Raw genomic sequence first — 13,775 nt, 5'->3', positions numbered from 1 at the left:
GAGAAATATAGTGGTTTCTCGGGATGAGTTTAAAAATGAACTAATCATCAAAACCCAACGTTTTATTCATGAGGTTATGTTGATAAATGTTCTTTTTCTTCAAAGTCAGAGGATTAAAAGATTGGTCAGACTGCTTGAACAAGTAAAGGCTTCCTAGATCCAAAGACTTGATTAAAAGAATGAGGTGATGATCATGAATTATCATATGTTAATCTGGAAGAACAGCTCTCCTAACATGCCTAAGATAATTATTTATGAAGTGGGGATATATGGTTATGAGACTAGGAAATTAGAGTTTTTTGATGGTGGCAAGATTGGATATGCTTATGACGAAATTGAGTACTGCGAGTGCGAAATAGCACACCCTACGGGATTATCAGATCAACCATCCCCACAGATAGATGACTATAATCAGAATCCAGTATTTCTGGCAAAGGCTATAAGTAAAGATTATTTTGAGATGGCATGGGACAAATTCGGGCCCGAATAAAACAACGAATGATGATTTTTCATCAAGCGTGAAATTTTGTTCAATTTGGGGTGTTAAGTAAGGAGTGGCATATTAGATAACATTGAAATCAGAGAACTTGGTGAAAAATTAGAGATACTCTGTAGAAAAGCCCTAGAGTTATAGAAAACAATCGTAGCCGCAGGAGATTGACTCGGTCGTTTAGGGAGGAATTACTTATTGAAGCGATCGTACTGGCCCCGCTTTTTTTAGGGATAATCCTACTTTATATGTTAACCCCGTTTATAAGTAGGATTAAATCGGGAGTGTGTTGGCTGATCATTGGGGGACTATTCCTGTACCTTATATTTTCTCAAACAGGATTTCATGTTAGAGTGATACCCGGAGTGTTGTTAATGGTTGTTACGGGTAGTTTATTATGTTTGAACAAATCAAAGATGGCGTATATTGGTTGGCTTTCAATATTTGCTTGGATAGGCATATTGATCGTGCCTTGGTGGGGAATTCCGGGAGCGATTGTGGCTATTATAGGTACTCTATGGAGTTTATATATAAGAAAACGTTTTGGTATTCAATAAATGAACGATTTACAACATGAACTTGAAGGAAAATAGACGAGGTGAGTCGCGTTTTGGAGTATGGAAAACTCATTTCTAATTTATTGAGTCATTTACCAGCAATTAGACCCTATTACGAAGAAGAGATGGAATGGCTTAAGGAAGATTTACCCCATGTTATTTTTGGCATAGTAGTCGTTCCATACATAGTGAAACATTTACAGGAACAAGAAGGTCTAGAAGAAATATTTGAGTTTCTGGAAAAAATGGCTGTGTCAAATGACGAGGAAGTTGAGGGAGTATTGGTTGTTTCAGTCCTTGAACCACTACTTATTGAAAGAGATGTTATCGGTTTAGCCGAATCCCAAATGCGCCAAAAGACGAGACAGCTTTTCGATATAATCAAAAAGACAAACGGTTTTCATTAAAAATAGAAAAGGTTTGATCGTGCAAAAATATAACTTGGAGAACTTATGATGAAACACACATGCATCGTCTGTGGTTATGACAACTTAGAATATCCACAATACGAAAACGGCTATGCCACTCAGACCATCTGTCCGTGTTGTGGATTCCAAGTCGGTTTCCATGATGACGCGATGGAGGATCCTTATACAATCGAGGAATTCAGAGAGGAATGGATCAAACATGGTGCAACTTGGTACAGCAAATATCACCCCGAACCTGCTGATTTTGATGGGAAAAAGCAATTAGAAAAACATAGGGTGAAGGAAGGTTGACTGGTGTTCCTTCTGTAATCAGGGTTGGCTTGTATACTTGAAAGACGAATTGACCCAATCTTTATTGTTAATGTGCTTGGAATGCGAGATTGAATTTGATGACTATCATGAACGTAACAAGAAGGCTAGACGAACCCAGCGCAATCATTATTAAGAACCGACCCTTACTGAAATAAAGGAAGCTGGATTGTTTGGGTATTTCATTGCCGAGTGGAGGGGAGACAAGATTATTAACATAAACGGAGATATCGTGAGAGTCTGGGATGAACCCCCTAGAAACAAGCAAGCTTAAGTTTACAAAAAATTCTTGATAAACCTCAAGTTTTGATAACAGGAGGATGTTATGGAATCAAAATTAACCAAAAAAAAATTAATGATTGTAGGGATTGGGGTTATCAGCTTAATTGCTATCATTCTGTTCACTTTCACTGCTGGAGGAAATTTGCATAAGGAAGAAATTCACAAGGTAATTACACAACATGGCGGAGTGGTGACCGATATAGAGAAGCCATCCAGAAGTTCAAGTCCATTTGAAGAATATGGATCGGGAAATACTATCTATAAAATTACCTATACCAAAGACAACAAGACTTACATTGCGTGGTATCGAGGGGTCAATAATTTATCCAACATACACGAGAGAATTAAAGGGAGTTATGAAGAGGCTTGGATTTTTTATGAGTAAACGATGCATCACAGAACAATAAACATTCTGACTGGCATCTGCCGCATAAAAGCCGTTCCCCCTCATCGGGAACGGCTTTTCCTCACTTCTCTTCTCACTCATCCTCTTCCGCTACACGAATCTGATCCACCACCGTATCCAATTCCATCCCCCGCGACGCTTTGAACAAAATCGCGTACTCCGGCGTCAAATACGGCTGCAAATACTCGAGCAGATCCTCATTACTGTCCGCGTGCGTCTTCGCCCCGCTGAAGGCATCATAAATATGCTCGGAATAATCTCCAATCGTAAACAGATGCGCAAACGTATCCTTATGCTGCTCGACAAACGCACCCACATCCTGATGGAGCGCCTTGCTGTTCTTCCCAAGCTCCAGCACGTCACCGAGCACCAGTATCTTTTTCTTATCATGCATGATCTGCTCAAACGTCTCAATCGCCAGCTTAATCGACGTCGGATTGGCATTGTATGCGTCGTGGATGATCGTGCTGCCATGCAGGCCTGCGAGCACTTCAAACCGGCTTCCGGTGATTTTGACCGTCGACAGACGCCGGTGGATCAGGTCGGCCGGGAGCCCTTTTTCGTACGCGATGTAAACAGCAGGCAGGGAATTACATACATTGTGAACGCCATATAATGGAATAAAAAGGTCGGGGAGATGCAGGTTGTACTCGGGGATCGTCACGTCAAAGGTCATGCCTTTGTCCGTGAAAGCAATATTCGAGGCTTTGATATCGAGGTTGTCGCTGTGGATGCCGTAGAACACTTTTTTGCCGGGGTAGAGGTGGGAGAAGCCGGTGACATAGGGGTCGTCACCATTGAGGACGGCGTAGCCTTTGGGGTTGATGTTGGGGAGGAGTTCGCTTTTGGCTTTGGCGATGTTTTCCTTGGAGCCGAATAGCTTCATGTGTGATTCGTTGACATTGGTGATGATGCCGATGTCTGGCTTGACGGAGGAGGACATCAGGTCGATCTGGCCGTAGTAATCCATGCCCATCTCAAGGACGGCGGCTTGATACGAGTGGTCGATCTGAAACAGGCTGATCGGTACGCCATAGATGTTGTTCATGTTTTTCCAAGTCTTAAACGTAGGCATGATTCCATTCAGCAGATGGGCCACCAGGTCCTTGGTTGTCGTCTTGCCATTGCTGCCAGTGATGCCGATAAACGGGAAGTCGAACTGGGAGCGGTAGTGGCGGGCGAGGTCGTGGAAGGCGCGCAGGCCATGCTTGACGACGAGAAAGGATGCGTTGATATGATCGTAGCGGCTCATCTGATGGCTTTCCGGGATGATGATGGCAGAGCAGCCCTTGGACACCGCTTTTTTGATGATGTGCTCGGCTTCCGTCTGTTTCTCGGTGATGACCAGCAGGGAGTTTTTGCGGGCTGAGTTCCAGGTGCAGTGGATGAAGGTGATGAGCTGCGTAGGGTCTCCTTTGGCAATCTGACCATTGGTGATGTGGGCGATTTCTTGAAGGGTAAGCTTCATGGGTTCACTCCTATATAACAAATTTCAGTAAAAACCCCCTCACATGGAGGGGAAGGATGAATCAGCGTCGTCTGGATCGGTTTCGGGATTCTCGACAGGCTTATGTCCGGCAAGTGCGGCAGCATAGTTGAGGAGACGATAGTTGGCCAGATTCCGCAGACGGAAGGCTTTGACTGATGAGAACAGATTGTCTGGCTTGGAGTTGATCTCGATGATTTTGATCTGGTCATATTGGTCGATACACAAGTCTATCGCCAATTCACCGATCTTGCCGACCTGCTCCTCCACCGTGGTAAAAATCCGCCGGGATGCTTTGGCCAAACGTTCCTTGATCCGTTTCTGATCGGCTTCATCTGGATAGAGCTTTGGCAGCACCTGGCTGATTTTCATGTTGACATCGGTGAGTATCGTGACAATACCGCCCTTGCTCAGACGCGCGACCATACCGGTGCGACAGAGATTTTCTTTGCTGTTTTTTTGCAGATAGACGCGGATTTCAACGGTGCTGCCCCTCCATTGCTTGCGGGCGATGGCCTCCTGCACGATGTAGGAGCCTGCCTCGGCTAGCTTCCTCACATGTTTGTATATCTCGGTAGAGTCACGGTAGAGGATCGGATCTTCAGCGTTTGATTCCATCCAGGAAATACCGTTGTTGCGGCGTGTGACACGGATGATCCCTGCTCCCAATGCGCCGCCGATCGGCTTGAGGAAGACCTCTCCGTACTGATCGAGCATGCGGATGACATCATTGGGGTCTTGGAGCATGTGCGTTTCAGGCAATAGGTCGGCATTGTCCTTGGCGAGCAATTGGTGGGACCGCCATTTGTCCCCGGTCAGCTCGAACAGGCTCGGTGGATTGAGGAATTTGACCCCATAGATGGTCATAAGCTTCAACCTGACCTCGTCGATATTGTAGTTCTTGCGGTACGGACCGAGGAAGTAGCGGTCGTAAATGACATCTGGGAAGGGGAATACACCGGGCCCTTGATGGGATATCCCTTTTATCGTCATGTTGTGCCAGTCAATATCATTTGGCTCAAAGTAATAGACCAGCATATTTTTCTCTGTACCCAGCTTGTTAAGATTGTGGAAATAGGTTTCTTGACGGCCAAACGGACTATTCGCCATGACCCCGATGACAGGACCGAGCGAAATCGCGCCGTCCTGAGTGAAAATCCGAGGCTTCCACCACTCAGGGATGCCTAAAAGGTCACGGAGGGGCTTGGAGATCTGTACGGCGTCAGGATCACGGAAGGCATAGGGGTGGGAGGAAATCGTGGCTTGGGTGACATTTTTACCTGCCCGGATAAAATAAGTCTGACCGGTAGTCAATGTAAACTGCTTGCGGATTTTTCGGGAGAGGTGAATGACCATGCCGGGGTCATACGCTTGATCGGTGCGGGGGAGATCCCAGGTATCGCGCATGTCGGAAGACTCTTGCCAGAGCTTGCCTTCTTCGATGCGGATGAAGAGGGGGGCCAGTTCTTTTTCATAATGCGGGTAGCTTGCAGTTTTGACGAGGCGGTCTTTGAGGATGGGCCAGATCTGGCGGAGGCAGAGGCGGTTGCCACGGTAGTAGGCACGCTGAATCAGAGGTTGGAAGAGGAGGTCTGCGGGGAGTTCATAATAATGGTTGGCGCATATTTTGGCCAGGCAGAGGATGGCTAGGGTAATCTCGGGTTCGGCAATCCAAGAGCTCAGGGAGATGTATTCGAAGCCATATGGTTTGATCCGATAGCGACCCAGTCCGCCGTGTTTGGTCCGTCGCCTGCGCTTGGCTGTGCGCGAATCTTCGATCATCCCGACCGGCAACGCGAGATACTGATCAAGCACTCGCAACAGCTGCAAGGAGATCGGCAGACCAAAATGCAAATGGCCGCCACATTGGTATCCTGAGAACGGCATGCTGCCGGAGCGAAACTCAATATCACGGTACGGGACCTTTTCCGAGGCTTCAACCAACAGCTGCCGGATGTTCTCAAACAGCTTTTTGGGCGATGGGCTAGCATCCGGCCGCATCTCCACCAGCGCATAATCCCCGCTGTCCCGTTCGATCTGCCGCTCGTCACACCCGACACCCCCGTCATTAGGGAAAAAACGGGAGGCTGGGATCATTTGCCCCTGATAATCCATCATGAACTCCACGTCTGCTCCCATCGTAAACGAATGGGATGGCACATAAGCGGGAGCCTGATACGCTTTGTCTGTCGGATTGATGTCGATGATGATCGGTGCACCGCTAACAAGCTTGCCGATCTTCACCACACCATGGGTAAGCCCGGTGATATACAGAGCGCGCACACACAGATCAAGCCATTCTTTTGACACACTCTCTATATCCACTTCGCGAAAAACCCATCCGTACGAAGCGCTCCGGATCGGAAATTCATTCCACATTACTTCTTCTGGAAACGCTTCCTCAATCTTGGTGACTGTAAGCCCCTCTACTTCGACGCGATACTCTGACTCGATCACATACATCCTGGTAAAATAATCAAAGCCTTCTTCCCGAGCCTGATCAGCATTGGTGACCACCACAATATCACTGCCCTGCTGATGCCCGTGCATACGTCCGATAACCGGAAACGGACTGTTCTTGATATCAACCAAGCGGACAGCCGGAATCCGGTTCAGTTCCAGCACTTGTAAGGTCAGTTCTTTATCAAGTGCTGTACAAAAAGAATGTTGTACAAAATCCATAACAAAATCACCTGATTGTTCGTCTTAAAATCATTTCAGAGCGGTGGTCCGCGCGTCAATGTTCCCCATATCAACAAGGTATGCAGGAAAAATAAGATCGGAAGAGGGGTAAGGACACATTATAAACTGAGCAGAAGGAACCAATTTGAATAAACAGTATGCTTGTGTGAGAGATTAGGAATTATCTGCAAATTATGTAAACGCGGCTGTCCCTGTGAAAAAAGTACTACAAATATCTCCCTAGGCTTTGGCGGATTTGCCAACAGATTACGTTGAGAAAACAAAAACGGTGTGATAATATATAAACATCAAGTGAATCACGAAATGAACGAAACAAAACAAGTCCATAATCCTGCGATGTTCGTTACGCTTTTTATGTTTTTAACCTTAAGTGTTTCGAAGGGAGACGGAACTCCGTAAGTATGTCAGGCCCACCTCCATTATTGGACGCATGGGAAGGCAGAGGCGCGGACCAGTCACCCACCTGTTAAGTACAGGTTATAGAAACATACTAGCACGACGGCAGAGCGGGGCATCTATTCATAAACAAGAGCCTATCCAATTAGTAATTGGGTAGGCTTTTTTTTCATTTTCCTCTACTTTTTTGCCTCGAAGGGGGGAGGGGGAGTGAGGAGAGAGTGAGATGTGTTTTCCAGTCGCCTTTCCCCCTCTACGAGGGGCCGGTCTCCTTACAACACATCTCACTCTCTCCTCAGACCACTGTGGTGGATAAAGAAAGCAAAAGAACAAAATGCCTAATGACAGCTAGAGCCAGAAGAACGCCGATCTTTCTATTCTTTTAAAATGCCAGTCAAAACACCTAGAGCGTGAGGATGATCTGTTTGTAAGAAGACCGGCTGAACGAAGTGAGGGAAAGGCGACTGGAAAACAGATCATCCTCACGCTCTTCTCCTCACGCTCCTGCCGGAGCCACCACCAAAAAACAAAAAAAGACTGCCGACACCTCATTTGGCGTCGACAGCTCGTAATAACTTAACTCAAACCCTATTTCGTTTTCTTCTTAAAAATCTCCTCACGAACCTCTTTCGTCTTCGCCTCTACCAATTCACGCATAATCGCTTCACGTACACGTTCATTGGAGACTTGATGCTCGACACGATTTTCGACGAGGATGATATGATAGCCGAATTGAGATTTCACAGGCTGACCCACTTGACCGATTGTTTGGGTGAGAACAGCATTTTTGAACTCAGGAACCCATTGGCTGACAACTGCGTTTTCATAGAGACCGCCGTTGTCTTTACTGCCTGGGTCAGTGGAGAGCTCCTTCGCGAGGTCTGCGAATTTTTCTCCTTTGTTCAGGCGGGCGATTGCCGCTTTGGCTTGCTCTTCGGTATCGACGAGGATATGGCGCACGGAGGAGGTGATGAAGTCTTCCTTGTGGGCCGCGTGATAGGCCGAGATCTCAGCATCGGTGATCTGAGAGCGCACATATTCGGTGGTGAAGAGGTCGAGATAGGCAAAATCGCGTACGTCCTGCTCGGTGATGCCCATCGTTTGCATTTCACGTTTCAACGCAGCAGCATCGCCGTTGTGACGGTCAAGGGTACGTTCGTTGACGAGCGCCATCATTTCATCCATCACCTTGGTCGAAACCTTCACCTTGTCACTGTACTTCGCGATTAGATATCTTCCGAAAAGTGTGTCATCAGCCACTTTGGACTTATACAGATCAGCGACGGTACTGCCCTTGCTGCCGAAGAAGATGAATGTGAAGGCTTTGAGCTGCTTGTCCGCCTCATCTTGGTAGACGACTACATTGTCGATGCGGCCATACACTTGACGGTCCGCGATTTTGACGGTGCGGGTCGTATTATCCCAGTTCACCGCATAGTTGAGTGCTTCCGCGATAAAACGGACAGGAACCATCGTGCGTTGGTTGACGATCGTTGCTGGAGCATCAAGTGTGAGGGACTCGTTATTTTTCTTAGCGGTAGCCTTGTCGATCACCAGCTGCACGTTGGTCACACCTTTGGAGATGGAGACGGTGCGGGTGGTATTGTTCCAGGTTACCTTGAAGCCAAGACTCTCGGCGATCGGACGGATCGGTACGAGGGTACGGCTGTTGCGGATCAGTGGCTTTTGGTCAGGGAAAGCCAGACCTTTTCCATTGTATTGAACTTGGATCGGCTGTGTCTGCACAACCGTTTGTTTTGGAGCAGCCAGAGCTTCTGTCGCTGTGTACGCGCCTGTCGGCAAGAGTGCCGCGGCCAGAAGCAACGCCATAGATTTACGTTTTAGCATGGGGTAGAACCCTCCGTTCTCGAAATCTAGTCATTTCGTTAAAAAAGCTACTCACAAAAGCGTACTATATCTCATAAAGTGGCGCAAGGATATAATAATGGAATGAATCGATAGAACCAGCATACAAACCTAAAAAAAGTCCGGTCACACCTGTCATCATCGACAGGGGAAACCGGACTCTTTGGATGGGGGACTAGCTGCCTTTGCTCTGACTCATGGAGCGGGTACCGCCGCTGCGTCCCGCACCGCCTTCTTTTTTCTTTTTCTCTCCGCCGGAACCTCCACCGTTCTGCTCATCGCCGCCGCGGGAGAGGACGGTCAGCTTCTGTTCAAGCTCTTTGCTCTCCTTGGCGTCGTTGATCAGCTGATACATCTGGAGGAACGTGGCTTTGTCACCTTCGGGGATGCCTTTGATTCGCACGGTCATTTCCTGGCTTTTGTCACCTTGGCTGCTGCCATCTTTTCCGCCGCCGCCTTGACCGCCACCGCCTTGATGACCGCTTTGTTGGTTTTCCTCCTGCGTATCATCACCGCCGAGGAAGCTGAAGAAGCCCATATCCATACCGCCGCCGGATTGGCCTCCGTCACCGCTGTTCTTGTTCTTGTCTTTTTGATTGCCTTTTTGCTTGTCTTGCTGCTGGCTTTCCTGAAACAGAATATTGAACTCATTCAAGTCAGTCTGTACGATACCGATTACTTCCATGACTGTTGGTCACCTGCCTGATATGATTCAGTAGTAGGAAGAGGCCAGATCCGTGGATCAGCCGGGATGCTTCGAGTGGTGTACGCCTTTTCTCTGCAAATAATCATGGTAGAAATATTCAACAACCGAGAGTGCGAAGGCAGTCAAGAACAGTCCGCTTAAGCTGTACAGCTGGTTGAAAATCGCAGCCATAGCCCACAGCAGGGTAAAATTCAGCAGGAAATCTGCGGTGCTGGCAAACGTATTGTTGGTTTTGGGCAAAATCAGCTGATCACCGATGAAATAAGAAATCAGCGACAGAGCGATTGCCGCCCCTACAGCGAAGGCAAGCGATGTACCAGACCAGATCAGTCCCGGTACAGCAATGATCCCATTGGCTAAAAGCTTAAGTAAGATGTTTATGACAAACACCTCCCTTCATGCTCTTAGTATGGTCACACCGCCTTTGGCTATGCGTCTTGTTTGGCAGGCTGGTTGGTGCGCAGACGCTCGATCAGTGACTCGTCTGGCGTGATGTAGAGTGTCCGTTGATTGTCATAGATGACAAAACCTGGTTTGGAGCCGTTTGGTTTTTTGACATGCTTGACCAGGGTGTAGTCGACCGGAACCTGACCGGAGCTGCGAGCCTTGCTGAAGTAGGCAGCGAGGTTGGCCGCTTCGAGCAGCGTTTCCTCAGAGAACTCCCGGGAACGGATCACCACATGTGAGCCGGGGATATCCTTGGTATGCAGCCACGTCTCAAAGCCCAAGGCCAGCTTGTTGGTCAGATATTCGTTTTGCTTGTTGTTTTTGCCGACGAGGAGCTGCACACCTTCACTGGAGTAATAGGTATCCAGCTCGGGACGGGTGTCTTTTTTCTTTTTCATACCGCGTTTGCGGCGGTCGCGCAGGTAACCTTGCTCCACCAGCTCATCGCGGATTTCCTCTGCTTCTGTCAGGCTGGCATCAGAGAGCTGCACAAGGATCCCGTCGAGATAGGCGAATTCTTCTTTGGCAAGTTGAATCTGCTCCTCGACCACTTGGATGCTGTTTTTTGCCTTGTTGTACTTTTTATAGTAGGCTTGCAGGTTTTCAGATGGGGTTTTCAATGGATCGAGCGGGATGGTGATGGTGCCGCCGTTCTCATCGTACCAGTTCTCCGTGGTCAGCTCCGTCTGGCCTTTTTGCAGCTGGTGCATGTTGGCTGTGATCAGCTCGCCGTAGATTCGGAAGCGCTCTGCGTCAACTGCTTCGGAGATCGTTTCTTCGAGCTTCTCGATCTTTTTCTCATTCTTGTTCTTTTCATTCGTGACGATACGGATCAGGTCGTGGACGCGCTGCTTGACCACATCGCGCATCGCTTTGTCTTGGAAAAAGTGCTGGAGCATCTCACTCACACTCGGATAGTGTGTCACTTTTGTTCCATCCAGATGGGTCAGCTCGCCTATATAAAAGAAGGATTTATCCTTGGTATCTGCAATCTGCGGCTGATAATCACCTTCGCGCACCTGACGGATGAAGCGGTCAAACTCCCGCCAGATCGCTTCACGCGTAGGCAGCTTGGCCCGGTGCAGGATCTCACGGGCGATCAGTGGGGACAGACCGCTGTAGGTGTCGACAAGCTGCTTATCCACTTTGCCGGCATTCCAGTTAAGCTCGCCGACAAAAGAGCCCTCTGTCGCATTGAGCAGGTTCTTTTTATTCTGACTCGGCGGTGCGACGAACTGACGGCCTGGCAGGACTTGGCGGTATTGGCTGACGCCGTGGCTGACGTGATGGGCCGAATCCAGAATTGTGTTGCTTGCCGTGTCGAGCAGGATAATGTTGCTGTGCCGCCCCATGATCTCGATGATGATCCGTTTGGCGGTCACATCACCCAGCTCGTCCCGTGATTTGACATCGATATGGACGATCCGCTCCATGTCCACCTGTTCGATCCGCTCGATCACACCGCCCTCGCAGTGCTTTCGCAAAAGCATGCAAAACATCGGGGCTTCCTGTGGATTGACGAATTCCTCTGTCGTCAGATGCATGCGCGGATAGGTCGGATTGGCTGAGAGCAAAAGCTTCGAGTTGCCGCCTTGTCCGCGGATCGTCATCACAATGTCACTTGAGTGTGGCTGATGTATTTTATAGATACGTGCGCCGATCAGCTTTTGTAATTCTGATACGACCGCACGGGTTACGATACCGTCAAAAGCCATGGTGATTCACCTCAATTTCTCTCCCTGTATGATGAAACATATTTGATTAGTGTACCATAATCAGGACGGATTTGCCCAAGGTTCCTGCCTGCTTTTGCCCGTGCAAAAAGTTGACACTGGGAAGCATTGTCTCCTATAATAAGTTAACGATTTTATGTCTGTGAGAGTGTGAGCCTATGATCCTAAGTATGACTGGGTACGGAAGAAAGGAAGAACAGAGGGGGAATGTTCGGCTTTTGGCCGAGATTCGCGCCGTGAACCATCGCTATTGTGAAGTCATCACACGTCTGCCTAAGTCATGGGGAGTGCTCGAAGCCCAAGTCAAGAACGTGGTTTCGCAGAAAGTCCGCAGGGGTCGTGTCGAGGTGCACATCTCGATGGAGCAGGTGCGTGATCATCATGCCCCGTTCACCATAGACTGGACGGCCGCCGAGTTCTACGCACAAGCGGCTGCGAAGATGAACGAACATTTCTCCCTGCACGCCCCACTCACAGCCAAAGACCTCCTGACCCTGCCTGGTGTCGTGCTGCATGAAGAAGTGGCACAGGTCACCCCGGAAGAGATCGAAGAGTGGCTGACCCAAGTGGTGGTGGCAGCGGCAGCTGATCTGTACCAGATGAAGCAAGCCGAAGGGGAGCGGATCAATCAAGACCTCACGATGCGCCTCACGCAGATTCAGACATGGACGGACGAGATTCTGGAGTTTTCTCCGCAGGCAACAGAAGAGTATCAGAAGCGGCTGACCCAGCGGATTCAAGATCTGTCCGGTGAGCTTGTACCTGATCAGTCCCGGCTGATGCAGGAGGTTGCCTTGTTTGCTGAACGTGCGGACATCTCTGAAGAGACGACGCGATTGGCCAGTCACTGCGCCCAATTTTGGGATCAGTTGAATGCGACGGAAGCAGTGGGCCGCAAGCTGGATTTTCTTTTGCAAGAGATGAATCGGGAAGCCAATACCATCGCTTCCAAAGCGAATCATCTGCCCATCCAACGCCTCGCTGTGGAAATCAAAACCGAACTGGAAAAGATGAGAGAGCAGGTTCAGAACGTCGAGTGAGGGAAGAAAGGATTGGGGAGCGACATGGCAATTAAACTCATTAACATAGGCTTTGGCAATATCGTTAATGCGAACCGCATCATCTCGATCGTAAGTCCTGAATCCGCACCGATCAAGCGGATCATCCAGGAAGCGCGTGATCGCAGTATGCTGGTTGATGCTACATATGGACGCCGTACCCGGGCGGTGATTATCACCGATTCGGATCACGTGATTCTTTCGGCGGTACAGCCTGAGACCGTGGCACAGCGTCTGGGCAATAATAAAGATGACGATCCTGATGAATAGAGTAGGAGTTGAAGCAACATTATGGGGAACGATAGTGGTCTCCTGTTAGTCCTGTCCGGTCCATCCGGCGTGGGCAAAGGCACCGTATGTAAGGCGCTGCGCCAGTACATGCCAGAGCTGGTGTATTCCGTCTCCGCCACCACCCGCAAACCACGCGAGGGTGAAGTGGATGGAGTTAATTATTTTTTCAAGTCAAAAGAAGAGTTCCAGCACATGATCCAAAACGATGAGCTGCTCGAATGGGCCGAATACGTAGGCAACTACTACGGAACCCCGCGCAAGTTCGTCGAAGAGACACTGGCAAGTGGACGCGATGTTGTCCTTGAGATCGAGGTACAAGGCGCATTGCAGGTCAAAGAAAAGTTCCCACAAGGTACGTTTTTGTTCCTCGCACCGCCAGACCTGTCCGAATTGCACAACCGCATCGTCGGCCGTGGCACCGAGACAGAAGAGTCCATCCGCAACCGTATGGAGATGGCCAAGGTCGAGATTGAACTCATGGAAAAATACGATTATGTCGTGGTCAACGACGTGGTTGAATCAGCGTGTGAGCGCATCAAGTCCATCGTGACGGCCGAGCACCTGAAAAAAGACCGTCAGATTCACAAATACCGTAAGATGATCAAGGAGGTCTAAAT

General features: G+C 48.9%; 13 protein-coding genes and 1 other RNA gene. 8 read left to right on the top strand and 6 right to left on the bottom strand.

What is annotated here, in order from left to right; genetic code table 11:
• The first annotated feature begins 193 nt into the window (after window positions 1-193).
• From FGI41_RS09470 to FGI41_RS09455, 4 genes are all read left to right on the top strand, one after another.
• Entirely contained in the window at window positions 194-490 is a 297-nt protein-coding gene (locus FGI41_RS09470; protein ID WP_139489842.1) for a DUF6881 domain-containing protein, read from the top strand.
• Window positions 491-1,088: 598 nt separating this feature from the next.
• A complete protein-coding gene (locus FGI41_RS09465; protein ID WP_139489841.1) occupies window positions 1,089-1,454 on the top strand; it encodes a DUF7674 family protein in 366 nt (121 codons plus the stop codon).
• 45 nt (window positions 1,455-1,499) lie between these two features.
• Entirely contained in the window at window positions 1,500-1,766 is a 267-nt protein-coding gene (locus FGI41_RS09460) for a hypothetical protein (protein WP_255298403.1), read from the top strand.
• Between the two features lie 343 nt (window positions 1,767-2,109).
• Window positions 2,110-2,451: a hypothetical protein gene (locus FGI41_RS09455; RefSeq protein ID WP_139489839.1), complete on the top strand. Its 342-nt coding sequence runs from the start codon at window positions 2,110-2,112 to the stop codon at window positions 2,449-2,451.
• Window positions 2,452-2,545: 94 nt separating this feature from the next.
• On the opposite strand, the gene FGI41_RS09450 is transcribed toward FGI41_RS09455, so the two are convergent.
• A complete protein-coding gene (locus FGI41_RS09450) occupies window positions 2,546-3,940 on the bottom strand; it encodes a UDP-N-acetylmuramoyl-tripeptide--D-alanyl-D-alanine ligase (RefSeq protein ID WP_139489837.1) in 1,395 nt (464 codons plus the stop codon).
• Window positions 3,941-3,979: 39 nt separating this feature from the next.
• The gene (locus FGI41_RS09445; RefSeq protein WP_139489835.1) at window positions 3,980-6,640 is read right to left on the bottom strand and encodes a putative amidoligase domain-containing protein; all 2,661 of its coding nucleotides are present in this window, start codon (window positions 6,638-6,640) and stop codon (window positions 3,980-3,982) included.
• Between the two features lie 346 nt (window positions 6,641-6,986).
• On the opposite strand from FGI41_RS09445, the gene ssrS reads away from it, so the two are divergent.
• Window positions 6,987-7,178: non-coding RNA, 6S RNA (ssrS, locus tag FGI41_RS09440), on the top strand.
• 467 nt (window positions 7,179-7,645) lie between these two features.
• On the opposite strand, the gene FGI41_RS25275 is transcribed toward ssrS, so the two are convergent.
• From FGI41_RS25275 to FGI41_RS09420, 4 genes are all read right to left on the bottom strand, one after another.
• The gene (locus tag FGI41_RS25275; protein WP_255298402.1) at window positions 7,646-8,905 is read right to left on the bottom strand and encodes a stalk domain-containing protein; all 1,260 of its coding nucleotides are present in this window, start codon (window positions 8,903-8,905) and stop codon (window positions 7,646-7,648) included.
• 193 nt (window positions 8,906-9,098) lie between these two features.
• Window positions 9,099-9,608, bottom strand: a complete 510-nt coding sequence (locus FGI41_RS09430; RefSeq protein ID WP_139489833.1) for a hypothetical protein — start codon at window positions 9,606-9,608, stop codon at window positions 9,099-9,101.
• A gap of 57 nt (window positions 9,609-9,665) precedes the next feature.
• Complete coding sequence (locus FGI41_RS09425) at window positions 9,666-10,019, bottom strand: DUF2512 family protein (RefSeq protein WP_255298401.1); 354 nt, start codon at window positions 10,017-10,019, stop codon at window positions 9,666-9,668.
• Window positions 10,020-10,057: 38 nt separating this feature from the next.
• Window positions 10,058-11,791 (bottom strand): Rqc2 family fibronectin-binding protein, encoded by a 1,734-nt coding sequence (locus FGI41_RS09420; RefSeq protein ID WP_139489831.1) that lies wholly within the window; start codon window positions 11,789-11,791, stop codon window positions 10,058-10,060.
• Between the two features lie 176 nt (window positions 11,792-11,967).
• Between FGI41_RS09420 and FGI41_RS09415 the strand changes: the two genes are divergently transcribed.
• The 3 genes from FGI41_RS09415 to gmk are packed head-to-tail and all read left to right on the top strand — an operon-like array spanning window position 11,968 to window position 13,773.
• Window positions 11,968-12,849, top strand: coding sequence for a YicC/YloC family endoribonuclease (locus FGI41_RS09415; protein WP_139489829.1), 882 nt, complete (start codon window positions 11,968-11,970; stop codon window positions 12,847-12,849).
• Between the two features lie 24 nt (window positions 12,850-12,873).
• The gene (gene remA / locus FGI41_RS09410; protein WP_139489828.1) at window positions 12,874-13,137 is read left to right on the top strand and encodes an extracellular matrix/biofilm regulator RemA; all 264 of its coding nucleotides are present in this window, start codon (window positions 12,874-12,876) and stop codon (window positions 13,135-13,137) included.
• 21 nt (window positions 13,138-13,158) lie between these two features.
• The gene (gmk, locus tag FGI41_RS09405; RefSeq protein WP_139489826.1) at window positions 13,159-13,773 is read left to right on the top strand and encodes a guanylate kinase; all 615 of its coding nucleotides are present in this window, start codon (window positions 13,159-13,161) and stop codon (window positions 13,771-13,773) included.
• The last annotated feature ends 2 nt before the right edge of the window (window positions 13,774-13,775 follow it).

It is taken from the genome of Brevibacillus dissolubilis (genome assembly GCF_006170445.1).
Classification (GTDB): Bacteria; Bacillota; Bacilli; order Brevibacillales; family Brevibacillaceae; genus Brevibacillus_B; species Brevibacillus_B dissolubilis.
Note: the sequence above shows the minus strand (reverse complement) of the source record. Positions and strands in the feature narration are given on the sequence as shown.